The following is a 25,869-nucleotide window of genomic DNA, read 5'->3' as shown; positions in this document are numbered from 1 at the left end:
CTAGGGCACCCTATTCTTTTTTAACACCGATTTAACTGCCCGCTCAATTTCAGCATAACCTGTACAGCGGCAAATATTTGATTCGAGCCACTCCTTTATCTTCTCGTCATCGGCATCTGGATGCTGCTCAATTAACGAGTGGCAATTCATAATAAAACCAGGTGTACAGTAGCCGCATTGAAAGGCAAAATTTTCGACAAATGCCTGTTGAATCGGCGCATTTTGCAATCCTTCGATGGTTGTTACCTTTTTTCCAATTGCTTCTACGGCCAGCATTAAACATGATTTCATTGGCCAACCGTCTAGGTTCACCGTACATGCACCGCAATCACCATTTAAACACCCTGGCTTTGATCCTGTCAGTCCAAGCTTCCCGCGCAAGGCATATAAAAGAGTATCAGCTGACCTGACCGTGACAACTCGATTATTTCCGTTAATGTTTAATGTGATGGTATGAAACTTCAAATTTCACTCACCTGCCTTTAACAAAACTATCAAACTCTCATCTCTCAAGCCTCGCCAAAACATCATAAAACAAATTCTGTAAAACAAATAAACGATATTCTGCAGACCCTTCAACATCATCTAATATTGGATCTGGTACGAGCTCAATGGCACCCTGCACTCTTGCCTCAAGCGACATTTCTATATTGTTTAATACAGACTCAACCTCCTTGCTTCGAAATGGAAATGGGCATAATCCACTGATGGCAACACGTAATTCCTGACCTGTTTTTAACGCCGCAATCGTTATTAAGGGGTAGCCTGTATCCCATTGCTGGCGGCGTTTAATACTAATAAATGGTGCAGTTATAAACCGGCTGTCGGTTGCTAATTGGACTAAAAATTCACCTCTTTTTAGCCTTAACTGCTCATGAAAGATTTCATTAATTGGAATCACCTTTTTACCCTCAGGTCCGATAATTAATACTTGACTGTCAGCAAGCAAAAAGGGCAAAACAGCCTCTCTGTAAAAAATTTGTGCACAAATATTTCCGCCTAAAGTTATTTTCCCACGAGCGGTATGGTCAGCTATTTCACTGGCTGTCTTCGTTAATAATGGAAAAAGGTTAGCTTCTTCAATTTCTGTCAGAGAAAGCGTGCTCCCAAGTATTAAATGATCCCCGCTTACCTTCATTACCTTAGACTCAGCAATATCCTTAATGTCTATGACCGCATCAGTATAGGCTAAATCAATTCTTCCGAGTGTAATTAATTCCGTTCCACCAGAAAAAAACATCGGCTGATTTCCCTGTTGGTCTAAATACTGAAATAAATCAACAGCTTCTTTCAGTGTTTCAGGCTTATAATAATCAAAGTCAAATGGAAGCATTACGTTTCTCCCTCCTTCGCCTTCCAAATTAACTCCGGAATCAAAGGCAAATGATTGAGGGATACCCCAGCTGCAACTGACAGAGCATTTCCAAGCGCTCCCGGCATTCCCATTAAACCGAACTCTCCCACTCCCCGGGCTCCATAGGGTGAATCGAGCTGTGGAGTTTCAACAAATCCAACCAAGTATTCAGGATTTTCACCATATCTAAGGGGCCGATAGGTTCGAAGCTGTGGATTTAATACCCTTCCGAGCTCATCGAAATAAAAAGTCTCACGGCTGGCGAAGGCAATACCCATACTCATCGCGCCCATGACCTGGCCTAATGCCGCTTTTTCATTCAAGACCTTCCCAATATCGACAACGGTACATGCTTTAACAACGCGGTACGTGTAATCGCGCCGGTCAAATTCAACTTCCACTCCATAAGCAGCAACCGACCATTCCGGGCCTGGCTTGCCGGCACCTGTTTCGGGATCTAAATGCGTTAAATGCCTTAAAATATATTTCCCCCTGCCAATGATTTGTCCGCCAATTGCGTTTCCATTCGGATAGGTATAGCCATAACCCACTTCTTTAAAATGGAGTCCAATGGCAGGATCATCCCTTAAAAACACCCTGCTATCGGCAACTTCCAGGTCTTCTTTGGGGGCCCTTAAAGCACATGCGGCTACTTCTTTTAATTGATTGATGACATCATCAGCCGCATTCAGAACCGCTCTTCCTGCCATAAAGGTTCCTCTGCTGGCAACCGTTTTAAAATGCTCTGGCATTGTTTGTGTATCCACTTCCATTCGGACATGAATCTTATCAACATCCATTTTCAAACGTTCAGCCAGTATTTGGGCGAGAACCGTTTTGGTTCCCGTTCCAATTTCAATCACGCCTGTCATCAAATTAAGGCTGCCATCTTTATTAAAGGTAATAATGGCGCCTGAAGGAGCATTCGTGTCAATGGTTGACGTCTTCCAGCTGCAGCTAACCCCTTTTACCCTTATAAACCTTTCGTTTATTTCTTTAACAGGTCCTTCATCCCAATTGAATATTTCCCTGACCTTTTCGATACATTTAGGTAAATTCCCAAGGTTACTTTTATTTAACCTTACCCTTGTGGGTGTGGTATTTCCCGGTCTAATTGCATTGATATACCTTAGTTCAAGCGGATCCATATTTAATTTTTGCGCAAGCAGATCCATTGTTCTTTCAATTACGAAGGAAAGTTCTGAGTGACTGAAGCCTCTGAAGGGCGAGGCATAGGGATGATTCGTATACATGCAGTATGAGTCGCACCAAACATTTTCAATATTGTAAGGACCTGTACAATCAACCGCTCCAGACCTCGTCACATCTATCGCTTTATCCGAGTAGGCACCGCCATCCCATAAATGCTGAATTTCCGCTGCCCTGATTTTCCCATTCCGATCGGCCCCTAATTTTACCGTTGCATCCAATCCAATATGACATGGGGAGGTAATAATATCTTCTTCTCTTGTATTAAAAATTTTTACAGGCTTGCCTCCGACCTCTTTCGAAGCTAAATAAGCAAGTATCTCAAGCTGAACAGGTGCTTTGCCACCATATGCTCCGCCAACAAAAGGGGTATGAACAATAATTTTCCCAAGATCCTCGCCAAAGTAATCGGAGATTAACCTTTTAACCATAAACGGTGCTTGAGAAGAGGTCATAATGATAATATTTCCATCGGGCATAATCTCTGCTGTGGCACACCTTGTTTCCATTGCTGCATGGTCGGATGGAGCAAACGAAAAGGTTGCTTCTACTACAGTGTCACTTTCCGACCAGCCCTTTTCCATATTTCCCTTACGGATTTTAATATGGGTAGCAATGTTGGTGTCAGGCACCGGATGTGAATCTTCTTCCTTTTTGTATTCACCTAAACGCTCATGGACAAGCGGAGCATCCTTTTGAAATGCCTGTGTAGGCGAGTTGACAACGGGCAGTAATTCATATTGGACTTTTATTAGATCGCCAGCAGTTTTGGCTTGTTCAGGAGAATCAGCGACGACAAGTGCAACAACTTCTCCGTGGTAACGAACCTTATCAACCGCAATCACAGGCCGGTCACGAATCGCTTCCCCTGTTAATGGATAGTGATTTCCGGCGAGAATTGCATGTACACCCGGAACTTTCCAGGCCTCCTCTGTGTCAATATCGACAATTTTGGCATGACCAAAAGGGCTGATAACCTTATGCCCCGAAAGCATTGAAACTGAATGATAGTCATTTGTATACTTCGCCCTGCCCGTCACCTTTTCAAGTGCTTCTTTTCGAATGACGCTTTTGCCTATAACCTCCAATCTCCAGACCTCCCTTTTAATGGCCAAATTTCCAGTAATGCTTGGTAGTCCTCAAAGGTATCAATATCAAAAAAATAAATGCCGCCATTTAGTTCCACTTGTTTACCTTGCAATGCTTTCTCACTGCGAATTAAGGAGCGCGCTCCCTGGTCCCCTTCCAATTCCATTAAGGATGGAAAAAGTTTTCTTCCAAGAAGAACAGGCGGTTTAGAATTTCCATTTTGCGAATAACTTAAATGAGAATACTCATTAGATGCAGAGAATTCATCGACTAAACGATTAATCAGCGCACTTGTCACAAATGGCTGGTCCGCTAGGAGTATCACTACTCCGTCCGCTCCTAGTTCTGCTGCAGCCTTTACTCCTGACTTTAAGGAAGCACTCTGTCCCCGGTCAGCTTCATCACAAACTAGAATACTTACATCTTCTCTATTTGAAAAAGGAGCTAACCACTTAAGTGTATCTCCTTTTCTTGTAACCGTTATGGTGTGCTCCAGCTTTGATTCTAATGCAGCCCGTAAGGCCAAGCTTCCCAGCCAGGTTTCATAGACCGGTAAATTCAGTTTACTCCTGCCCATCCTAGTGCTTTTGCCGGCCGCCAAATATATTCCAACTAATCTGGAACTGTCCATAATAACTCCACCTTTTTACGAACCGGCTTTCTTAACACTTCAATCATTTCTGCTACGATACTGACAGCGATTTCAACAGAACCCCTTGACCCAATTGCGAGGCCAATGGGAGAATGGAGCCATTTGGGAATTTCCTCATTTCTAAGCAGCCGTTTGGTTCTTTCTTTCGGTCCCAAAATACCTAAGTATCTAACATTCTTATTAAATATGGACAAAAGAATCTCTTGATCTTTCTGAAAATGATGCGTCATGATAATCACAAAATCATAGGGGGTAAACGAAATTTCTTTTAGTAACTCACTAGGAAAGCCCAGTAAAAGACGGTCAGCACCTGGAAAATATTTTTTTTGACAGAATTCGTTGCGCCAGTCACAAATCGTAACGGAAAATCCAGTTTCTGCCGCCAAGGATACCAATGGTCTGGCATCAGGTCCTGCTCCGAATACAATCAATCGTGGCTTTGGCTGATAGGTTTCCTGGTAAATAGGCAGTCCATCCGTGACTCCAGATTTACCCTGGATTTCAACTTTTGGTATAACACCTGACCATTGACCAAATCGGCGCCCTTCTTTGGTAAGAAAAACATACTCTCCTACATTGCTTAAATTTTTCAAAACCGTAACAGGAGTATTATTTTCTAATTCTTCCCTGACTAATATCAAATCCTTTTGAAGCTGTGTGGTAACGGGTTCTAGCAAAATATCAATTGTCCCATTACAGCCTGACCCTTGCCCCCAGCCTATATCCTTTTCGTCGCTCATGTCATAATGGAGAGTAAAGGCCCTTTGCTTTTCGAACACCTCCTGTACCCTTACAGCTAAATCTGTCTCCAAACAACCAGCACTTAATAGGCCAATTTGACTGCCATCCTCAAAAAACAGCATGGAAGCTCCTTCTTTTTTATAGGCAGAGCCGTTTACTCGAATGATAGTCGCAAGTACCTTTTTCCCAGAGCCCTTTATTGCATCCAAAATTAGGAATATATCTTCCATCAAAACTCCCTCACTTCAGACAAGTAAATTCCTAATTTATTTATATTAAGGTGGAAGCTATTCCTAGAATGGTTAATTTTTCATTCGAATCATTCATAGATATTAGTAACATCAAGAAAAAAGGGGAGGTTTTCATGAAATTAACGAAATTTACAGATCCTTTACCTATCCCCCCTGTTTTAAAACCAAAGTGGAAATCTAAGGAATACACGTATTATGAAGTTAGTATGAGGGAGACCAAACAATCGTTGCATCGTGATTTGCCTAAAACAACGATTTGGGGATATGAGGGAATTTATCCAGGGCCTACGATTGAGGTTGAAAAAGGAGAAAAAGTATTTTTCAAATGGGAGAACGATCTTCCAGCCAGACATCTTTTTCCAATTGATCACACCGTTCATGGAGCGGAAAAACAAATTCCAGATGTTCGAACTGTCGTCCATCTTCATGGTGGCAGGACAGAACCAGCGAGTGATGGCTACCCCGATGCCTGGTTTACCAAAGACTATAAAATAAAAGGATCCTTTTTTCAAAAACAAATTTATCAGTACTTTAATCAGCAAAGCGCTCGTGCCCTTTGGTATCATGACCATGCAATCGGGATAACCCGATTAAATATCTATGCCGGGCTGGCTGGATTTTATCTGATTAGGGATGAAAAGGAACGTTCGCTGAACCTTCCAAGCAGATTTTATGAAATACCGCTGCTTCTCCAGGATAGATCGTTCCATAAGGATGGATCGTTTTTATATCCGGAACAGCCTGAGAAAAATGAATCTGGAATCGGTCCCTCGATAATATCGTCTTTTTTTGGAGAAACAATTCTTGTTAATGGCAAGGTTTGGCCTTATTTAGAGGTTGAACCAAGAAAATATCGCTTCCGGTTGTTAAATGGGGCAAATTCCCGTTTCTTCGGACTATCCTTGGATTCAAAGCAATTGTTTTACCAAATTGGAACAGATAGTGGATTTTTGGAGCAGCCGATTGGAGTGAAAAGATTATTGCTTGCACCAGCGGAAAGAGTCGATGTTATCATAGACTTTACAAACTTAGAGGGTAAAGTGGTTACGTTGAAAAATGATGCACCTACTCATTTCCCAATTGGGGACCCTGTTGACCCAGAAACAACCGGAGTAATTATGCAGTTTCGAGTAAATAAAACCTTGGCCACGATTGATACCACTGTGATTCCGCCCCATTTAGACTCGATTGGCAGCCTGCCGGAACAGACTGCATGGAAATATCGATTTTTAGAATTAAGTGAGGAAAAGGATCAATATGGAAGACCGCTTTTGCTGCTTGATAAGAAGAAATGGGATGATCCAGTTACCGAAAATCCCATTGTCGGTTCAACTGAAGTCTGGAATTTCGTTAATACTAATGGCGATGACCATCCAATTCACGTCCATCTCGTTCAATTTCAAATAATCGACCGCCGCCCGTTTGATGTGGAATATTTTAAATCGACCAAACGTATTAAATTCACAGGCCCGCCAGTCTCCGCAGATCATACTGAACGGGGCTGGAAAGACACGGTAAGATGTCCTCCTGGTCAAATTACAAGAATCATCATTCCGTTCTTCCCCTATACTGGGCAATATGTCTGGCATTGCCACATGCTCGAGCATGAGGATTATGAAATGATGCGGCCATACATTGTACATCCTCAGCACTAGCCTTAAAAATTTACCTGGTGGATTTATATCCACCGGGTTTTCATTTGTCTGAAAAAACGGGAGCAAATTTTAGTTTTCCTAATTGGTAATCATCATTAAAAAATCTGCTTAATCAATTGAAATAAATCCCTTCAAAATAGCTTGTAGCAATGCGTAGCAAAGCTCTGAATCCTGCAGCTGATTTTCTTTGACAAGATGAAAACATTCATGAATACTTATTTTTTTCACAATAATTTTTTCATGGTCTTCAAGCTGTTGATTTAGGTTTTCTCCAACTTCATCCGTAAAAAAAAACATGAGTTATTTCATTTGTTCTCCAGGATGCAGGCTGCAAAGTCCCAAGAAAATGTACAGAGCCGCATGTATATCCTGTTTCTTCTAGAAATTCGCGTCTAACTGCCTGTTCCAGATCCTCCCCTTTTTTCACACCGCCGCCCGGTAACTGCCATACAGTTGAATTAACTGGCCCTCTATATTGCTCAATTAATAAAAGAGAATCATTTTCCTTTGCAAGCATGACAACTCCTTGAAATTCCTCTAATTCGAAATAAGGTCTTTTAAAGGAATCCTCCTTTAAATTCATTCCACTTAAGGATATTAATGTTTTATCACCCATTAAAGACCGCCTCCAGACTCTTTTCTCGTCATTAATGGCAGGATATTCTCTTTCGGACTCCAGCAGTTAAATTTATAGTTAGTTTTGGTTTCATAGCCTAAACGGCTGCAGAAATATCGCATTCCTTCCGGTTTCCTCTCGGCTATAAAGTGTTTGCACGTAGCACAACAATGGAAATCTTTCAACCTGCTCACCTTTCTTAAACTATTAAACTTTCTTTCATAGTTTGTTCATATTTATCGATTAAGATATTAATAGGTTCACAAGAGAACCTTAACCTCCGCCCCCCTTTATATAGATTTTGTTTGGTACCCGGCATTAGGCCGGGTATATTTTTTTGAGGAAAATCTTAATGTATACTTCTTTCGAACCCTGTCAATAACAATACCAATCACTCTAATAAGAAGGTGTTAGGATTGAAGGGTATTTATTTTATCAATGACCGAATAAGTTTAAATGGATTATCAATGGATGAGAGCAAAAGACTTCAGGAACAGTCGATTAAAAATTATATACAGCAGCAAAAGATAGAGATTGTTCCACTTAATCCCTATCAATTAAATGATTATTACACTATTCCACATGCCCTTTTATATGATTTAAAGAAAGAAAAACAAGCATTTGATTGCTTGATACACTATTCCAATCTAGTTTTGGAGGATTTTATTTATAGCTATCCCGCCAAATGGCTTATTTTAAAAAGCTATTTTACCGACATTATCCAGGTTGAGAACCGGAATGATGTAAATATACAAATTGTCATTTAATCTAGAGATTTTTTGGCTGTTTTTCGATAAACGATGACAAAATTAATGAGGAAAATAATGAGTATATAGATTCCATATAAGCCAAAGGAATAAAGCTTACTGCTTTTAAATAAGGCTCCTGCAAAAGACAAGATTAAAATATTGGGAAGCTTTCCAATTGTTGACGCAATAAAAAAGATTGGCCATTTGACATGACTTAATCCACAAATAATATTAACTATCGGTGCAGGAATAATTGGAACTAATCGGCATGAGAGGATTGCTACGAAGGAGTTTCTGTTAAGAAAATCCTCGTATTCTTGGACTTTTGGATGCTTAGATAGTTTTGCCTGCGCGAAATCCCGAAATCCATACCTGCTTAAGAAGAAAAATCCCATAGTCCCAAACATAGCACCTGTTAATGAAACAAACACCCCCTGGGCTGTTCCAAAGACACCACCTATGATTCCTGCCAATACAGGAAAGGGAATGACTGGAAAAAACACACAAATAGCTACGAGAAACATACTGATCAGAAGTGAGGCAGAGCCGCCTGCTTTTATTAATTGCAATAATTCATCCTTTTGAAAAAATCCAATCGCAACGATCAACAGTAAAATCGTTAAGCTTACGAATCGCTTTAACATTTTATCTCCTCTAGACCTCAATTAATTTGAATGATTTTTTTGATGAATGGGAAGCCAAATGATTACGGTGGTCCCTCGTCCCTCTTCACTCTCAACTTTTATTTTTCCGTGATGGCTTTCTATAATTCGGAAGCTGGTCATTAATCCGAGCCCCGTTCCTTTTTCCTTAGTTGAATAAAATGGTTCACCAAGCTTTAACAGCCTTTCCTCTGGTATCCCGCAACCGTTGTCCTTAATCTTAATAATAACTGCTAATTTATCTACACAAATAGAAACATCAATTCGGCCCTTTTCGGACAATGCATCTAGGGCATTTTGAATGACGTTCATGAAAACCTGTTTTAATGAATTGGGATCTCCAATTATCGAAGGCACTGAATTAATAGATGTAAAGTTGACTTCTAAGTTCTTCATCAATGCCTGCGTTTGTAATAATTGAACCACCTGTCCAACAAGACTATTTATTTGAACAAGACTGGTTTTTTCTGCATGGGGCTTTGCCATCGTTAAAAATTCAGAAATGATGACTTCGAGGCGCTGTAATTCATCCAACACAATACCTAAGTAAACTGGGTTAATTTCTTTTTCTGTGTTTAATAACTGCATAAATCCTTTAATAGGAGTTAGTGGATTTCGAATTTCATGGGCTACAGCTGCAGCCATTTGGCCAACAACAGCCAGCTTTTCGGATTTTCGCAAGCGTTCGCCCGTTTCAATTCGGTGCTGGATATCCCGCGATACTGTCACAATTTCCTTCACTTTACCAGTAATAGGATCTATTAAAGCCTTGATGGTTGACTCTAACCAAATAAAGTTTCCGTCTTTCTTTTTACAGCGGTAAGTAACTAACATCGAAGTATTTTCCGGTCCTATTAGTTTAAGCTGTATTAACATTGCCTCCATATCATCGGGATGAATGAATTCCTCTGGATTTTTTCCAAGCAATTCCACTAGTTCGTAGCCTAGAACCGTCTTTACTGAGGGTGATATATATTGGCAGGAAAAATCCACCTGATGCAGCACGATGACATCTGATGAATGCTCAGCCAGGAGTCTGTATTTTTGTTCGCTTTCCCTTAGAACCGTTTCCATTTGCTTTTTTTCTGTTATATCAATAACCTGTGCAAGTATATACTCTTCCTCAGTTCCTTGGGCCTTAATTTTGGAAACATTTAAAATACCGGTCTTAATTGCACCAGACTTATGTATATACCTTTTTTCAATTTCATACTCATTTCTTCGTCCACTTAAAATCTCTCGAAACAAATGGACATCATTGGCAAGATCCTCTTTATGTGAAACTTCCTCAATAGATAATGAAGCTAATTCGTCCATTGTAAACCCAAGAAAATCACAGAAAGCAGGATTATATTGCATATTTGTAAAATCAATGCAGCCTATTAATTGAGGAATCCTAGATTGATAAAATACTTCTTTTAAAAGTGTGGAATTAAACATAAAATCCTCCCGGCAAGCTTGCAGCTTTAAAAAGAGATACCTATCTAGTATAAAGCTAAAACCCTATTTCATAAACTATTAATTTTCGAATTTTCCGAAAGAAAAAACCTTTTATCATTTTAGATAAAAGGTTTTTTTAATATTTTATTAATAAGGGGTTCTTGCCCCAAGGTACCTTGGTTTCCAGTAGGTATTTGTCATATCCGCTATGGCCACACCGTGCGATCCCGCTTGAATAAATTTATTATCGCCTAAATAAATTCCAACATGTGTTGGTCCCGGTGCATACGTTTCAAAAAATACTAAATCACCAGGATTTGGGGTGCTGATCACCTTTAAACCAGACCACTGAGTTGCAGCTGTACGTGGAATTGATATGCCAACTTTATTGAAGACATAACTCGTAAACCCGCTGCAATCAAAGCCAGCCGGAGTATTTCCTCCCCATAAATACGGGGTTCCGATATATTTCTTTGCTTCATCCATTGCCATTTGAGCCTTTGAAACCGTTGGAGTCGGAATTATTGATTGCAAATTCGCTGTAACCTTTAACACTTGGCCCACATAAATCGTATCTGATGTTAAGTTATTGATAGATTTAAGCTGTGTTACCGAGAGATTATTTCGGGCTGCGATTCCCCAAAGGGAATCCCCCTTTTGAACTGTATATGTTGTTTCTTGAGTATGCGGAGCTAATAATGATAGTTTTTGATTTACAAAGATATTATCGCTAGTAAGCTGATTCCATGCTCTTAAATCAGCAACTGACACACCGTTCGCTTGCGAGATTTTCCATAGGGTGTCCCCTGATTGGACCGTATAGATATTTTCATGTGCGTATACAGACCCTCCAAAAGAAGTAAACAAGATGCCGGCAGCGGCCGCAACGGTCAGTAGATGTTTTTTCATAGAGGCACGACTCCTTTTAATATATTGGTACATATATCATAAAGGAGATAGATACCTGGTTAATATGGCAAAGATATGGTTTTCAATACAGTTCATACCTAAGTTGGTAATGAATGCACCTATTATTACACGAAAGAAATATTGCCTTTCTAGGTATTGTTTAGGCTAGAACCACTTTTTTCAAAAACAGGCTATACCTATGTAACATATTTGTAATATTTTACGAACTAGATATTTTACTAGTTTCCTATAAAACAATGTAGAAATTTTGTAACAAACCTCCCATGCACACACCGGCGATAAAATTATAATGAACCTATAGAAACAAATTAACTGTTTTAAAAAATAATATTGAATCTGGTGATGAATATGCATGGAATTAGTAAAGGGCATCCGAATCTCAAAAGCCATCCACATGGAATGGGTAAGACAATTGATTATGATCAAAACCCATTTATCGTGATTTGGGAAGTAACAAGAGCTTGTCAGCTAAAATGCGTTCACTGTCGCGCTGATGCTCAGGTTACCCCTGACCCGCGGGAATTATCCCACTCGGAAGGAATCAATCTCATTGACCAAATTTACGATATGGATAATCCAATGCTTGTGTTCACTGGCGGGGATTGCATGATGAGAGAAGACTTATTTGAACTCGCTGATTATGCCATAAAAAAAGGTATGCGAGTTTCGATGACACCTAGCGCGACGCACAATGTAACTATTGAAAAAATGAAAAAGGCAAAAGAAGCAGGTCTTTCACGCTGGGGTTTCAGCCTTGATGGACCAACCCCGGAAATTCACGATCACTTCCGAGGAACACCAGGTTCATTTGAACTTACGCTTGAAAAAATAAAATACTTAAATGAATTAGATATGCCGCTGCAAATTAATACGGTTATCTCTCGATACAACTATGATCACCTCGAAGATATGGCCAAGATGGTTGGTGAATTAAAGGCAGTAATGTGGTACATCTTCCTGCTTGTTCCAACTGGCCGCGGCCAATTAGACGCATGCATTTCACCAGCAGAGCATGAAAAAGTTTTTCGCTGGCTATACGAATTAAGCAAAACAGCTCCATATGATATTAAGACGACCGCAGCACAGCATTACCGCCGGGTGGTATTGCAGCAAAAACAGCGGGACCATTTAATCGAAAAAGGCGAAATTAACTACGAAGATACGATTACAACTGATTTCGCCTCGATGCACGATGGCTTAAAGCGTGCTCCAAAAGGTGTAAACGATGGAAACGGCTTTGTATTCGTGTCTCATATTGGCGATGTCATGCCAAGCGGCTTATTGCCGATTGTCGGTGGAAATGTTCGTGATACACCACTTGCAGAAATTTACCGGGAATCTAATGTATTCAAGGAGCTTCGTCAGCCTGACAACTATAAAGGCAAATGCGGTGTCTGTGAATACAACAAAATTTGCGGCGGTTCCCGCTCAAGAACGTTTGCGGTGACTGGAGACTATTTAGAGAGTGAACCATTTTGTGTATATATTCCACAAGCCATGAGGAATAAAGAAACATCCGCTTTAGTTTAAAATAAGAATGGGCATTTCAAATTTAGGAATGCCCTGCTTTTTCATTCAATTAATCCCGTATCACTAATCTTTACCTTCGTATCTACCTTAAAGACTAGATGAGGATAAATTCGCTGCCATTCTTCCCAATCATTATTATTAAAATGTCTGGAGCGATAACGTAAGCCAAAACCAATTGGGTCTACATTTGCTTTTTGAATTTTAACTAATACCCCTTTTATTTGCTTTTTTAATCGCTTTTCGGCAGCTTTTTCATAACGTGATAATTTTTCATTTGTTATTTTTGCTGTCGTTTCCTCAATAGTCCCATTAACCTTAACACTAACTTTAATGAATGGCTGCTTTCCTTTTAGTGTAATAATTTTATATTTTGTTTTTATTTTAGTCGTGTTCACAATAAATTTAATGTTTCCTGTTTTCACCCATAAGGCACTTTTATTTTCCCGATTCATTATGTGATTTAGGATTTTCGTCTCTTCTTGAGATAGATTAAGAATCAATTTGCTTTTATTAAAAAGCCCCACTGTGTTAACTTCCAGTAAATCTTTTTTCGCTTCAATGATTGGCAGAAAGGGGTCTAATCCTCTTTCAATTAATCTTTTTTTCATATCGAAATAAAACTCGGAAATGATATAGGGCGTTTCAGATCCATCTTTACCGAGAGATAGGAATAAGGCGTTTGATGGGAGCTGTTCTGATTTAGGCTTTACCTTAAGGACATCCATGGCGGTTGGTGTACCGATTGCCACCCAGGCAATTTCTTGGATATCTCTTCTTCTTGCTAGCCAATAATATACCCCTGCGTTATCTGTTAACTTGACCATTTCTTCGCTGAATACAAATACTTTGGCATGACTAAAATCAATTTCCTTATCCACTTTTGTTTTAATAGCCCTTACAGCTTCTGCCATAGAATCAGCTTTTTCAGTAACAATAAAAAAATCATTTGCCTTATTCTTTCCACCCGGTATCGCAAATTTAAGGCTGACCAGATATTTCTTTGTGCTATTTCTTGCTTTATCTATTCCGATACTGACAACAAATAAGCGTTTATCAATGTCTTTAAAGCCGCAGCCATTTAATAATAAAACTGCTGATAAAGAAATTACGATCAATCTCCACTTCACAAGAGTTTTCATGCTGTTCGCCTCCTAGCCCAAATGAAAAAGATAGAGACAGTCATCACTTCAACACCAAGAAGAAGGATCATCCAATAAGCCGTTATTTTATTTAGGAGAACCGTATTGAGAAAAAGGACACCAGCAATTGCACAGCACATAAAGGCAGCCATAATCATCCAATTCTTCTTATTGTTTTCTTTTTCCTTAAAGGTCCCCTTCAATAATTCAAAGGCAACATGCCAGTGAATGGAAATACTCATTAATGAAATACTCATATAAAACATTAAAAAAATATATAGGACTCGTTCAATTGGACTATATACTAATCTAAGGGAATCTGAAGTAGAAATCCACGGATAGAGATATTCCTGTGCCCCATCTGAACCGTGAAAACCAATAGGAATAAAAAAGGTGGTAAATAAATTAAAAACCCCTAAAAATAAAATAATAATAAAATTCCAAATCTTTAATTTTTCTTTGATTACCCGATTAAATATGATTAAATTTGTGAATCCAGAAAAAGTATACGTCGCTGCAGCCATTGCTTTTAAGCTTGGTTTCTCAAATAAGTGTGTTCCCACTTCCAGTATAGAATCCCAGCTTAAAAACTCGCTTGTAAGCGTCTTATAGATTATAAAACCTATTAACGGCGTATTGAGAAATAGGACAATTTCCAGAAAATACATGACCCTTTTGGTCGGTAGCTGGATGATTAAAAAAATCGCTGCTAAATAAATCGTGATCAGAAAAAGTTTCGGCATCTCCGGATTTACGAAACGGCTTAATATATCGATAAAACCAAGTAAAGTAATGAGCCCAGCTGAAAACCACAAAATTTGAATACTCCCTAAGTGAAGATTTACCAACCACCGGTGCTTTGAATCGGCTAATATTTCTGGTAAACCCTGGCCTGGGAATTTATTAAGGGAGTGACTGTATAAATAATTCATTCCAATCCCGATTGGTATCGCAATAAGAACCCCCATAACCGAACCGTTATACCGATGCTCAATCAATATTTTCGGAACAAAGATAATAACATTGATCAGCATATTCAAGAAAACTAAATATAAAAAATATCGATTCACTGACCTCCCCCCTCAAAAATCAGTTACTATTCTTTGGTGGATTTGGTTTGTACAAGTGTTAAAAATGGCTGGCCAAAACTGTCAAGCTTAACCATATAAGCGAGAAACATAAAAAATCCAAGGACAACGCCCACCAATCCGAAACAGGTAGCTAACGCTAAGATGATATATTTTACGATCCTTACAGAGAAACTAAAGGCATTAATTGGCACGACAAAGTTAGAAATGGCAACGGCTGATACGATGATAATCATAATGTTGCTAACCAGACCCGCTTCAGTAGCTGCCTGCCCTAAAATCAAGCCTCCAACTGTTGTTGCCGTAGGTCCAATGGCTTTTGGAAGACGAATACTAGCCTCCGTTAATAGCTCCATCATGAACAACATAATTACAACTTCCACAAAGGATGGGTAAGGTACTGCTGATCGGCTTCCGGCTATGGACAGCGCCAATTGAAACCTAAATAGTTCCGGATTATAGCTTGTTACTGCTACATATAACCCTGGCAGGATAAGGCTGGTAACAAATCCGACATATCGCAGAACCTGTAGAAAAATGGAAACCCAATAGGTTTGATAGATATCTTCCATGGAAGCCATAAAATCCTTCATGACAGTTGGTAAAATGACGGCAAAGGATGAACCAGATACAAGCAGAACAACTTTTCCAGCCGCTAAATTCACCGCCACTCTATCCGGTCTTTCTGTTACAAGCATGACAGGAAATAAAGCCCGATTGCTTTTTTTTATTAGGTCCAATAACTGCTCTCCAGTTTGAAACATTTGGATATCAACTTCGTCTAGAAATTCTTTAACTCTTCTTAAGACATCCTGATCTACTAATTTTTCATCGTGAAGAATCATTACTTTTGTCTTTGAAATTTCTCCGATTGTAGTGGATTCCACATTTAAGGTAGTTTCTGGATAACGGTGGCGAATGAGACCGAGGTTTGTCGGCAAGCTTTCACTAAGTCCTGATTGAGGACCTTGAATGGTCGTTTCAACCGTCGTATCTAAAACCGAATTATTCCTGTCTACTTTACTATCAAATATAAAAATAAAATCTTGATAAAATAGTACGGCCACTCCCCTGATTAACTCTTCAAGAGTTTGCTCTTCACTCTCAAATGGTTTTACCTTCGGGTGTGATTGCAGATAAGCCAAAAACGTTTCTGCTGTTGCAATTTCGAAAAAAGGTTTGACCACATAATCTTGGATGACGGTCTCATCACTAATAGTTTTTATATATAAAGCTTCAATGTATTTTTCTTTCGTATGGAGTTCCTTGAAAACAGCATCCTCTGACTGCATTATTTTTTCTTTTAATTCTTCTTTTATGGATTGAACTTTATTAGATGGCATCTCCATGCTCCTAACAATTTCTTTCAACCTAATTTCCCTCAAAGATTGGAATTTTATTCTATTAAATCGGGAATGTTGATTTTAGACAGCTTTTATTTGAAAGGAAAATAAGGAAATGATGATAAAGGAAAAACAGGTATCACAGGCATTTTTTCAATTCATTCTTCCCTTCTCATGGAAGGCAGTTACGATACGCAATTTCATCTTATTTCTACAAGAGAATCAATTTACTCCATATCGCTTAAATGAATTACAAAATGAATCGGCCTATTATGGAGGCTGCCAAGTCTCACACAGTGATATGGAGGCTTTTTTTCATCCATTAACCACTCAATTTCTTTTTCCAAAATCCGGACATGAGAAGGGGTTACAAAGATATTCGAAAGAAATTAACATAGAAAGCTTGTTGAACATTGACCATCTAAAAATTCCGTTTCAAATCCATTCCTTTGATTTAATCCTCTGTCCTTATGAGCTTGGATTCATAACAGTACGGACAGAAATAAAGGGTGCCGCTTTATCGAATGTGATAGAATTTGCCAATCAATTTAATAAGAAGGATTTTGAAGACTTGCTTCCGGATTTGGAATCCTTTGTTGATTGGGATTCCCCTCCCCCTTTCTTGGAGCCAGACAAAATGCATATCCAATCGCTTCTTCATTTCGCTGATGGAGAATCCATTGATGAAATTGATCTATTCCGCTCAGCAACGCTTAGTGGTGAAAACGAAGGAAACCATGAATATATAACCAACTATGTAAAAGACCACAGCTATAGCCGTTGGGCTCCCAATACATATATCTGTGTAAATGAACACTGTTTTTCATGTCTAATCAATAGCAGTACCCCAAAAATAATGGCTGTGGCCAAACGCTTTTACGGAGAATATTACTATTTGCATCTAATCAATCTATTTAATAAATTGGTGTTTGTTAAAATTGCCCAAAACTATTCAACCATTCGCATTGAGAAAGATTATAATGAAATAGAAAAACTAATATATTTTATTAATTCGTTTACTTCAAATTTTTTCTTTATAGAGTATCCTATTAATTCAGAAGGTCAGGAGCTTTTTAAACTTTTCAAAAGTGCCTATAATATTGACACGTTGTATTCAAATACAAAAGACACTCTTTTTAGCTTGTTTAAATATGAGGAAAATTCAGTGACAAAAAAGGACAGTATGCTGCTTCTAGTCCTTACACTTTATACAGTAATCTGTGGAATCTTCAGCATGAATTTATTTGCCAAGGACCTAGAAGGGAAGATTCATTGGTCACATTTTAAGTCATATAATCCCTTTGAATACTTCGCCGTCTTTATTGTTTTTAGTGGTATTATTGTGGTAGCCATACTTGGTTTCCAAAGCTTGTTTCAAGTCATTCAAGAGAGAAAGAATAAAAAGAAGTGGGATGAGCAGGCTGTTATTTCATCCCAAGTTCCCAAAAAAAGTAATTAGGAGTTATTAATATGATTAGTTTCATGGGTATTACCCAGGCAAATACATTAGTCAAACAAGATACAATTGATAAATTGGCTCTACCCAAATATAAACGCTTTTGGGTAGATTTTAATGAACCGACTGATGAGGAGATAAAACACTTAAGCGAAACTTTTAATTTTCATCCACTTGCTATTGAAGATTGTGTAAATACTACCCTTCAAAGGCCTAAGCTCGATTATTACGATGAATATACATTTTTTATTACACATATTGTTCGAGAAGAAAGACAGGAAATTATAAAGGAGGAGCTAGAATTTTTTGTAGGTGAAAACTATATAGTAACTTTCCACCTTAAGCCTTCTCTTGAAGTTTCTCAAGTGGTGGAAAGATTAACAGCTCAAAAAAGCTTTGATAAGTTTACAAATACTCATGTGTTTTATGAAATTTTAGACAAAATCGTAGACAACTACTTCCCTATTATTTACAAAATTGAGGATAAGTTAGATGAAATTGAAGATAACACTCTTAATAAACCAATGAATAATTTATTAAAAGAATTATTCGAAACAAGATATATGTTATTAAATCTAACGCATACTGTTAATCCAATGCGTGATCTGCTCTACCGAATGTTAAATTCTCAGCATTTGAAAAACTTAATTACAAGAAAAGAATATTATTCTGATATCTACGACCATCTTTTAAAGTTATCGGAAATGCTGATGGCAAACCGGGAAATAACCGCTGATATCCGGGATAATTATCTCTCGTTAAATTCCCATCAAACCAATAATGTGATGAAGGTTCTTACCATTATGACCTCCATATTCGCGCCCCTAACCTTAATTGCGGGAATCTTCGGGATGAATTTTAAAAATATGCCCGAATTGGATTGGAAATATGGCTATGGCTATTCTCTTGTCTTAATGGGCGTAATCGGATTGTCTATGTTTCTCTGGTTTAAGAAAAAGGGATGGTTTTAATTTACTAGCACTATTGTTAAATTTTCGATATGAGCCAATCTATGTATAATAAGAGTGTATCAAAAATCAGAAAGGGGAAAATGCCGTGCTTAATACATATACAGAGGAAACCATGAAATTATTGACGGACTTAGTATCAATTCCAAGCCCCTCCGGCAATACGAATGAAGTTATTACTTTTGTTGAAAGATTCCTTTCCGAGCTGAAAATTGAGACGAAAAGAAACCGCAAAGGCGGATTAATTGCGACGATTGAAGGTAAGGACCAAAGCCGCCACCGGATGCTGACGGCTCACGTTGATACACTCGGGGCAATGGTCAAAGAAATCAAATCGAATGGGAGACTCAAAATTGACCTGATCGGTGGATTTAAGTTCAATTCGATTGAAGGAGAATATTGCCAAATTGAAACAAGCAGCTGCAAAAAATATACAGGGACCATTTTAATGCACCAGACCTCGGTTCACGTTTATAAAGATGCCGGAAAAGCAGAACGAAATCAGGAAAACATGGAAATTCGAATTGACGAAAAAGTACATAATGCCGACGATATTCGGGCACTTGGAATTGAAGTAGGCGACTTCGTATCCTTTGACCCGCGAGTGGAAATAACGCCAAGCGGCTTTATTAAATCCCGCCATCTAGATGATAAGGCAAGCGTGGCTCTGTTGCTCCAGTTAATGAAGCAGATTAAAACTGAAAATATAACACTCCCTTATACGACTCATTTTCTGATTTCTAACAATGAAGAAATCGGCTATGGCGGCAATTCTAATATAACACCGGAAACAGTTGAATATTTAGCCGTTGATATGGGAGCTATGGGCGATGGACAATCTACCGATGAATACACTGTCTCCATTTGTGTAAAGGATGCAAGCGGCCCTTACCATTATGGATTACGAAAAAATTTAGTGGCTTTAGCAGAAGAAAATCAAATTAAATATAAACTCGATATTTATCCGTTTTATGGTTCCGATGCGTCTGCCGCCATCCGTGCCGGCCATGATATTGTCCATGGGCTAATCGGACCTGGGATTGATTCATCTCATGCCTTTGAACGGACTCATCAATCGTCGCTTGAAAATACAGCTAAGCTTTTGTTCCATTACATTCAATCAGAATTAGTTCTATAAACATCCTTCCAAAAAGGCCAAGTATCACAACTTGGCCTTTTTTATATTTATTTTTAGGATTTGGTCACTTAAATTTAATTCTTTTCTCATCTAATTTTAATGCAACAGATTCAAAACCGCATTATTATAATTAAGTCAGTTGGGATTTTAGGGGGTACACCACGATGTTTGCTAAATTTAAAGCTTTCATTGTCAATCAAAAGTTAAAGTGGTTCGGCCGCTTTGTCTATTATTTGCTGATTCTTCTTTTGTTATTTTTTATGTACGGTTTTAATGATGCAAGTGCCGGTTCTTATATTTACAACGACTTTTAATGTGAGGTAGGTAAACAATGAGAATATTAAACACCATAAGAGAGCTTGCACAAATACAACCAGAAACATTGGCCTATATTTCACCAAGTTCGGAAATTAGTTATTCCGAGCTTTGGAGACAGTCTGAGCAAGTAGCTGACTTTCTATTAAACCAAGATTTACAAAAACAGTCACCGATATTGGTATATGGACATATGGAAGCCTCGATGCTGGTTTCTTTCATAGGCAGTGTAAAGTCAGGTCATCCCTATATACCAGTAGATACCTCGATTCCGTCGGAGCGCGTGATAAATATCATCAACAGTGCTCGATTAGAATTAGTCATTAATTGTTCTGGGCATGAAATGGACATTGATAATTCTTCAATTTCTGTTGTGACTTTAGAGGATATTCTTTTGGGGCAACCCTTAGAAATCCAAGTTGACCCCAAAAACTGGGTTGAAAGCCAAGATAATTTTTATATCATATATACGTCCGGAAGCACTGGTAACCCTAAAGGAGTTCAAATTTCAGCAGCTAATTTGGAGAGCTTTGTGGATTGGATGATTGCGGATTTTCCGATCAATGGACCATTTCGATTTTTAAATCAAGCACCTTATTCCTTTGATTTATCTGTGATGGACCTTTACCCTGCTTTGGTCAGCGGAGGAACCCTTTTTGCTATCACGAAAGAAATGATTGCAAGGCCAAAACTATTATTTGAGGCATTATATGTTTCTAACACACAAATTTGGACATCTACACCCTCTTTTGTGCAGATGTGCTTAATGGACCCCTCTTTTAATGAGGAGTTGCTGCCAAACCTTTCCGTGTTTTTATTTTGCGGGGAAATCCTCCCTGTTGGCATCTGCCGGCAATTATTCGAAAGGTTTCCTAAAGCAAAAATATTCAACACCTATGGACCAACAGAGGCGACGGTAGCAGTAACCTCGATTGAGGTTACTGTTGAAATGTTAAATTCCTATCCATATCTCCCGATTGGAAAACCGAAAGAAGATACACAGATCCTATTTCTAGATGAAAATGGTAATGAGGTTTCCACTGGTGAAAATGGAGAAATGGTTATTGTCGGTCCAAGTGTTAGTAAAGGGTATTTTGGACAACAGGAGCTAACGGAACGGGCTTTTTCTCAATATAATGAGCATCTTGCCTATCGCACAGGGGATGCCGGCTACCAAAATCAAGAAGGGCTTATTTTTTACAAAGGCAGGATTGATTTTCAAATTAAACTCCATGGCTACCGAATGGAATTAGAAGAGATTGAATTCCATATTGCCAAATCAAAATTTGTGAAAGCTGCAGCCGTCATTCCTGTGTTTCAAAATGAAAAAATTGATTATTTAGAAGCCGTAATTATCCCTGATAACCATGATTTTGAAAAAGAATATCAGTTAACTGGAGCGATAAAAAAAGAACTTGGCGAGTTCCTCCCTGCTTACATGATTCCGAGGAAGTTCTCCTATCATAAAGAGCTTCCGATTACAGCCAATGGGAAACTGGATCGAAAAACAATAAAGGAAATGATGCGGACATGACGCCATATGGTTCGTTCACATTCTTTTTCATAATCGCCATCCTTTTAGCTCCAACGATTATTCTTGGTTTACGGGGAAAAAGATTTCATACCTATAATATGTTGGCCACGATTGCTGCCTTAGGTTTGATTTTTTCATCTTCACTTAATCAGGCATTGGCGTTAATACTGTTTACCATTTGGCAGGTTTTATTAATAAGGTTATATATCCATTACCGAAAACAATCAAATAGCAATGCCATTTTTTACACAGCGGTTTTTCTATCAATTCTGCCCTTGGCCATTTCGAAGCTGCTGCCTTATTTCTCAGACATTAATGTTATTGGTTTTCTAGGAATTTCTTATTTAACCTTTAAGGGTACACAAATCATCATGGAGATTAGAGATGGGCTTATTAAAAAGGAACCGCCTTTAGCTAAGCTGCTTTATTTTATCTTATTCTTTCCAACCATCTCATCTGGCCCGATTGACCGGTATCGCCGGTTTGAGAAGGAATTAGAAACAGAAATATCTGGAAATGATTATAAGCAGTTCCTTTATGATGGAATCAATAAGATCTTCCTTGGATTTTTATATAAATATATTATTGGTTATTCAATCAATCATTTTTTTATCGCTAATTTACGATTTATTGCCCATAGCCAATTTCAGCACCACTTATATTATATGTATGCTTACAGCCTCTATCTCTTTTTCGATTTTGCAGGATATAGTGCTTTCGCGATTGGTGTTAGTTATATTATGGGAATTAAATCTCCGGAAAACTTTAACAAACCTTTTATCAGCCGGAACATCAAAGACTTTTGGAATCGCTGGCATTTGAGTCTCTCCTTCTGGTTTCGAGATTATGTTTACATGAGGTTTGTTTTTTGGATGACAAAGAAGAAATGGATAAAAAACAGAAACATTGTCTCAAATCTTGGCTATATTTTACTCTTTTTAATCATGGGCTTCTGGCATGGCCTTGAAATCCAATATATTCTCTATGGAATCTATCACGCCCTGCTGATGGTTCTATATAATTCATTTGAACGATTTAACAAGAAGCATAAATGGTGGCCAAACAATAAATTTACCCATGTGGCAGCTATTATCATTACGTTCCATTTCATTTGCTTTGGGTTTTATATTTTCTCAGGACAATTATTTCAAAAGGGAGTTTGATTAACATGGAATTTAAAAATGAAGTTATCGCATTATTAGCTGAAATCTGTCAGGACGATGTTGTGAAGGAAAATCCAGATATTGATTTATTCACATCTGGTTTGTTGGATTCTTTTGGCACTGTTGAATTACTTGTTCAGGCCGAGGAACGGTTTAATATTCTCATTCCTATCACAGAATTCGATCGCGAAAGTTGGAACACGCCAAATAACATTGCCAATTTATTGGCTGATAGAAGATGAAAAAAAATTTATTTTCACCAATTTTCTTAGCTTTCCTTGTACTGGCTATGCTGATATTAATACCCAATCAATGGATTGAAGAACTTATTCCAAAATCTAGAGTTGCCCAAGCGGCAACGGAATTAAATCCATTTATGTTTCAAGGAAAATATGTTCAAGAAAAGATGTTGGAGAATAAACAATATTTGCCGATTTATGGCTCATCAGAGCTTTCAAGGCTGGACCGTTTTCATCCGTCCAATTATTTTAAGGAATCGAAGGATGGATTTACACCATTTCTTGTTGGCCGTGGAGGGACAGAATCGTTAATTCACTTTTTAAATTTTTCAGAACATACGAATCAGCTTAAGGGGAAAAAGCTCGTTTTTGTCCTGTCTCCACAATGGTTTCAACCGGGAGGAGCCGACGAAAGCCATTTTGTTCCCAATTATTCTTCCCTTCAAGGATATGATTTTGCCTTGAATCAAAATATAGATCCAGTGATAAAGAAAAAAGCCATTAAGCGTTTGCTTACTTTTTCGCCGATAAATAGTGATCCACTTCTTTCAACGATATTAAAAGCAGAAATTACGAATGATCCTTGGATAAAGAAAAAGGCTGCTATCTATCGTCCCTTTGCTACTCTTTATCATGCTTTATTGGTTAAGAAGGATTTTTATTATACGCTTGCAGGCGGTTTTTCCCGTAATCGTGATATTAACAAAAAAGTCCGAAATAAATCCTGGGACCAATTAGAAATCCAAGCTGAGCATATGGGAGAAAGACAATCAACGAATAATCCTTTTAATATTAGTAATTATCAATACAATAAAATAAAGAAAATGGTTCCTTCCTTAAAGAATTCAAAGGTCGGGGCATCCTATGGTGAATCCCCTGAATATGGTGATTTCCAGCTTATCCTTGATTTGCTGAAGGAATCAGGAGCGAAACCATTATTTGTATCAGTTCCCGTAAATGGTAAGTGGTATGATTATACAGGCTTTCCGTTAGAAGGCCGGGAAGCTTATTACACCCGAATAAAAAAGCAAATTGAGTCCGAGGGCTTTCAAATTGCCGATTTTTCAAATCATGAATATGACCCTTATTTTATGAAGGATACGATTCATATTGGCTGGAAAGGCTGGGTATATACGGATAAAGTTATAAAGGACTTTTATGATGGGAAAAATGTATCTGATACAGTAGCAGAAGCAAAATCGCTGAAAAACTAGAATAATTATAATATATCCGTTATAATAATATAGACTATTTACCAGCCACTCACTAGGAGATGTAATTATGTTTTCAAATATTGGTGTACCGGGATTAATTTTAATTTTAGTGGTTGCTTTGGTTATCTTTGGGCCAAATAAGCTGCCGGAAATTGGACGTGCGTTTGGCAAGTCAATTCGTGAGTTTAAGAGAGCGACTGAAGGAATTGCGGACGATATCAAGGAAGAAATTAAAGAAGATATAAAAGAAGCGAAACAGCTAGAAATTAAAGAAGTGAAACCGGAAAAAATTGAATTAAAAAAGTAATGTCGCAAATGAAAAACATCCCTTCTTTCGAAAGGGATGTTTTTATTATTATTTATTTCCGGGATTTCTTTGCCATCTCTTGGAACTGGTTCATTAGCATTTTTCTGGATTTTCCATTTCGTAGTAAAAACGCTGCCCCTAATCCTACAGTTGCCAGCATTAAATTTTTTCTTTTCATTCAGATACCTCCTCATATAAGCATCATTATTAATTTCCCCAGGTTTTGCATTTTAACTACCGAAATTAGAAAAAGCCAATCCTAGAGAATCGGCTTTTTCACTACAGTTATTATTTTTTTAATAATTCTTTAAGCTTTTGGTTATGTTCTTTGGTTTGCTGTAATAACTGATTTAATAGCAGCGTTGCTTGTTTGGAATCTTTTTTCTCAACGGCAAGACTTAAATCATGGTACATTTTCCAATGTCCCATCCCCTTGCCGCCATGCGCCTGCTTTATGAATTCCTCTTTTGTAATTTTACCTTCATCCAATTGCTTTTTTAATTCCTGCATTTTTGCCATTTTCTCATTTTTCCATTGCTCGCGCTTTTTCGCATTTTCAGGACTCATCCACTGCTTGTGAAGCGTCTTTCTTTCATTTAGAACGTTCGTCCATTCTGCTTTTTTATTGGGTGTAAATTGGTCTACCCAAGCTAGAAGCTTTTGCTCTCTTTCCTGCATATGAGCTTGCCAGTCTCTGTGCATTTGATGATGCTGTTTGCCTTCTGCACAATCACAAGGCGTTTTTTCCATATGGTCTACCGGTGCATGTTCATGTGCACCCGCAATTCCTGGAAATGTCAATAATAGCCCCAACGACAAACTGAACAATTTTAACTTCATTTAATATCCCATCCTCACTTTTATACTTAGAAGATTAAACCAGATTTAAATTGGCACGAAATTATCATTCCCAATTTTTCAAAAAAAATTTACCATTTTGACAAAAATTTAGGGATTAAACTCTTGAGTTCTTTTATAATGTGTCGTAATCTATAAATAAGAATTTATGTGAAATATTTCACAATAATTATAGGGCGACTGCTCTATTTTTTAAAATAATACTTGTGAAATATTTCACATTACTAGG

Annotated in this window: 27 protein-coding genes; 12 read left to right on the top strand and 15 right to left on the bottom strand. The window is 38.1% G+C overall.

Going from position 1 to position 25,869, the window contains the following annotated elements; genetic code table 11:
* Genes PH210_RS03355 through PH210_RS03335 form a run of 5 tightly spaced genes read right to left on the bottom strand, consistent with a single transcriptional unit; the run spans window position 1 to window position 5,275 of the window.
* Complete coding sequence (locus PH210_RS03355) at window positions 1–465, bottom strand: (2Fe-2S)-binding protein (RefSeq protein ID WP_289983048.1); 465 nt, start codon at window positions 463–465, stop codon at window positions 1–3.
* Between the two features lie 37 nt (window positions 466–502).
* Window positions 503–1,333, bottom strand: coding sequence for an FAD binding domain-containing protein (locus tag PH210_RS03350; RefSeq protein ID WP_289983046.1), 831 nt, complete (start codon window positions 1,331–1,333; stop codon window positions 503–505).
* Window positions 1,333–3,651 (bottom strand): xanthine dehydrogenase family protein molybdopterin-binding subunit, encoded by a 2,319-nt coding sequence (locus PH210_RS03345; protein WP_289983044.1) that lies wholly within the window; start codon window positions 3,649–3,651, stop codon window positions 1,333–1,335. The genes PH210_RS03350 and PH210_RS03345 overlap by 1 nt, the downstream gene beginning before the upstream one ends.
* Window positions 3,639–4,283, bottom strand: coding sequence for a nucleotidyltransferase family protein (locus tag PH210_RS03340; protein WP_289983043.1), 645 nt, complete (start codon window positions 4,281–4,283; stop codon window positions 3,639–3,641). Before PH210_RS03340 ends, PH210_RS03345 begins: the two co-directional genes overlap by 13 nt.
* Window positions 4,265–5,275 (bottom strand): XdhC family protein, encoded by a 1,011-nt coding sequence (locus PH210_RS03335; protein ID WP_289983041.1) that lies wholly within the window; start codon window positions 5,273–5,275, stop codon window positions 4,265–4,267. Before PH210_RS03335 ends, PH210_RS03340 begins: the two co-directional genes overlap by 19 nt.
* Window positions 5,276–5,409: 134 nt before the next feature.
* On the opposite strand from PH210_RS03335, the gene PH210_RS03330 reads away from it, so the two are divergent.
* Window positions 5,410–6,951 carry a multicopper oxidase family protein gene (locus tag PH210_RS03330; protein WP_289983039.1) on the top strand — a complete coding sequence of 514 codons (1,542 nt, stop codon included), beginning with the start codon at window positions 5,410–5,412 and terminating at the stop codon, window positions 6,949–6,951.
* Window positions 6,952–7,059: 108 nt separating this feature from the next.
* On the opposite strand, the gene PH210_RS03325 is transcribed toward PH210_RS03330, so the two are convergent.
* Entirely contained in the window at window positions 7,060–7,248 is a 189-nt protein-coding gene (locus tag PH210_RS03325) for an NUDIX hydrolase (protein WP_289983036.1), read from the bottom strand.
* Entirely contained in the window at window positions 7,229–7,567 is a 339-nt protein-coding gene (locus PH210_RS03320) for an NUDIX hydrolase (RefSeq protein ID WP_289983034.1), read from the bottom strand. Before PH210_RS03320 ends, PH210_RS03325 begins: the two co-directional genes overlap by 20 nt.
* Window positions 7,568–7,983: 416 nt before the next feature.
* On the opposite strand from PH210_RS03320, the gene PH210_RS03310 reads away from it, so the two are divergent.
* Entirely contained in the window at window positions 7,984–8,334 is a 351-nt protein-coding gene (locus tag PH210_RS03310; RefSeq protein WP_289983030.1) for a hypothetical protein, read from the top strand.
* Here the strand turns inward: PH210_RS03310 and PH210_RS03305 are convergent.
* From PH210_RS03305 to PH210_RS03295, 3 genes are all read right to left on the bottom strand, one after another.
* Complete coding sequence (locus tag PH210_RS03305; RefSeq protein ID WP_289983028.1) at window positions 8,331–8,960, bottom strand: TVP38/TMEM64 family protein; 630 nt, start codon at window positions 8,958–8,960, stop codon at window positions 8,331–8,333. The genes PH210_RS03310 and PH210_RS03305 overlap by 4 nt on opposite strands.
* Before the next feature lie 21 nt (window positions 8,961–8,981).
* Complete coding sequence (locus PH210_RS03300) at window positions 8,982–10,418, bottom strand: PAS domain-containing sensor histidine kinase (RefSeq protein WP_289983027.1); 1,437 nt, start codon at window positions 10,416–10,418, stop codon at window positions 8,982–8,984.
* A gap of 147 nt (window positions 10,419–10,565) precedes the next feature.
* On the bottom strand, window positions 10,566–11,327 hold the full coding sequence (locus tag PH210_RS03295; RefSeq protein ID WP_289983025.1) for a C40 family peptidase: 762 nt from the start codon (window positions 11,325–11,327) through the stop codon (window positions 10,566–10,568).
* Between the two features lie 369 nt (window positions 11,328–11,696).
* Here PH210_RS03295 and PH210_RS03290 point away from each other — a divergent pair, with 369 nt between their 5' ends.
* Window positions 11,697–12,878 carry a TIGR04053 family radical SAM/SPASM domain-containing protein gene (locus PH210_RS03290; RefSeq protein WP_483312077.1) on the top strand — a complete coding sequence of 394 codons (1,182 nt, stop codon included), beginning with the start codon at window positions 11,697–11,699 and terminating at the stop codon, window positions 12,876–12,878.
* Between the two features lie 41 nt (window positions 12,879–12,919).
* Here PH210_RS03290 and PH210_RS03285 read toward each other — a convergent pair whose 3' ends face one another.
* Genes PH210_RS03285 through PH210_RS03275 form a run of 3 tightly spaced genes read right to left on the bottom strand, consistent with a single transcriptional unit; the run spans window position 12,920 to window position 16,448 of the window.
* A complete protein-coding gene (locus tag PH210_RS03285; protein ID WP_289983023.1) occupies window positions 12,920–14,017 on the bottom strand; it encodes a Ger(x)C family spore germination protein in 1,098 nt (365 codons plus the stop codon).
* Window positions 14,014–15,087 (bottom strand): GerAB/ArcD/ProY family transporter, encoded by a 1,074-nt coding sequence (locus tag PH210_RS03280; RefSeq protein ID WP_289983021.1) that lies wholly within the window; start codon window positions 15,085–15,087, stop codon window positions 14,014–14,016. The genes PH210_RS03285 and PH210_RS03280 overlap by 4 nt, the downstream gene beginning before the upstream one ends.
* 26 nt (window positions 15,088–15,113) lie before the next feature.
* The gene (locus PH210_RS03275) at window positions 15,114–16,448 is read right to left on the bottom strand and encodes a spore germination protein (RefSeq protein ID WP_289983018.1); all 1,335 of its coding nucleotides are present in this window, start codon (window positions 16,446–16,448) and stop codon (window positions 15,114–15,116) included.
* Window positions 16,449–16,563: 115 nt separating this feature from the next.
* Here PH210_RS03275 and PH210_RS03270 point away from each other — a divergent pair, with 115 nt between their 5' ends.
* From PH210_RS03270 to PH210_RS03230, 9 genes are all read left to right on the top strand, one after another.
* The gene (locus PH210_RS03270; protein WP_289983016.1) at window positions 16,564–17,907 is read left to right on the top strand and encodes a hypothetical protein; all 1,344 of its coding nucleotides are present in this window, start codon (window positions 16,564–16,566) and stop codon (window positions 17,905–17,907) included.
* 11 nt (window positions 17,908–17,918) lie between these two features.
* Entirely contained in the window at window positions 17,919–18,875 is a 957-nt protein-coding gene (gene corA / locus PH210_RS03265; RefSeq protein ID WP_289983014.1) for a magnesium/cobalt transporter CorA, read from the top strand.
* A gap of 112 nt (window positions 18,876–18,987) precedes the next feature.
* A complete protein-coding gene (locus PH210_RS03260) occupies window positions 18,988–20,010 on the top strand; it encodes a M42 family metallopeptidase (protein WP_289983744.1) in 1,023 nt (340 codons plus the stop codon).
* A 164-nt stretch (window positions 20,011–20,174) separates the two neighbouring features.
* Window positions 20,175–20,324, top strand: coding sequence for a teichoic acid D-Ala incorporation-associated protein DltX (dltX, locus tag PH210_RS03255; RefSeq protein WP_289983013.1), 150 nt, complete (start codon window positions 20,175–20,177; stop codon window positions 20,322–20,324).
* Window positions 20,325–20,341: 17 nt separating this feature from the next.
* On the top strand, window positions 20,342–21,859 hold the full coding sequence (gene dltA / locus PH210_RS03250; protein WP_289983011.1) for a D-alanine--poly(phosphoribitol) ligase subunit DltA: 1,518 nt from the start codon (window positions 20,342–20,344) through the stop codon (window positions 21,857–21,859).
* Entirely contained in the window at window positions 21,856–23,022 is a 1,167-nt protein-coding gene (dltB, locus tag PH210_RS03245) for a D-alanyl-lipoteichoic acid biosynthesis protein DltB (RefSeq protein ID WP_289983009.1), read from the top strand. The genes dltA and dltB overlap by 4 nt, the downstream gene beginning before the upstream one ends.
* Before the next feature lie 5 nt (window positions 23,023–23,027).
* Window positions 23,028–23,264 carry a D-alanine--poly(phosphoribitol) ligase subunit 2 gene (dltC, locus tag PH210_RS03240; protein WP_223588656.1) on the top strand — a complete coding sequence of 79 codons (237 nt, stop codon included), beginning with the start codon at window positions 23,028–23,030 and terminating at the stop codon, window positions 23,262–23,264.
* Window positions 23,261–24,475 carry a D-alanyl-lipoteichoic acid biosynthesis protein DltD gene (gene dltD, locus PH210_RS03235; protein WP_289983008.1) on the top strand — a complete coding sequence of 405 codons (1,215 nt, stop codon included), beginning with the start codon at window positions 23,261–23,263 and terminating at the stop codon, window positions 24,473–24,475. The genes dltC and dltD overlap by 4 nt, the downstream gene beginning before the upstream one ends.
* Before the next feature lie 67 nt (window positions 24,476–24,542).
* Window positions 24,543–24,782 (top strand): twin-arginine translocase TatA/TatE family subunit, encoded by a 240-nt coding sequence (locus PH210_RS03230; protein ID WP_289983006.1) that lies wholly within the window; start codon window positions 24,543–24,545, stop codon window positions 24,780–24,782.
* A 52-nt stretch (window positions 24,783–24,834) separates the two neighbouring features.
* Here the strand turns inward: PH210_RS03230 and PH210_RS03225 are convergent, their stop codons facing one another.
* Together PH210_RS03225 and PH210_RS03220 are read right to left on the bottom strand one after the other, a co-directional pair.
* The gene (locus tag PH210_RS03225) at window positions 24,835–24,960 is read right to left on the bottom strand and encodes a hypothetical protein (protein WP_289983005.1); all 126 of its coding nucleotides are present in this window, start codon (window positions 24,958–24,960) and stop codon (window positions 24,835–24,837) included.
* Between the two features lie 110 nt (window positions 24,961–25,070).
* Window positions 25,071–25,622 carry a hypothetical protein gene (locus PH210_RS03220; RefSeq protein WP_289983004.1) on the bottom strand — a complete coding sequence of 184 codons (552 nt, stop codon included), beginning with the start codon at window positions 25,620–25,622 and terminating at the stop codon, window positions 25,071–25,073.
* Window positions 25,623–25,869: the final 247 nt, after the last annotated feature.

Origin of the sequence: Paenibacillus sp. BSR1-1 (genome assembly GCF_030403775.1) — a bacterium.
Lineage (GTDB): Bacteria > Bacillota > Bacilli > Bacillales > Cytobacillaceae > Neobacillus.
The sequence above is the reverse complement of the archived record's forward strand: the minus strand, read 5'-3'. Positions and strand labels throughout refer to the sequence as shown.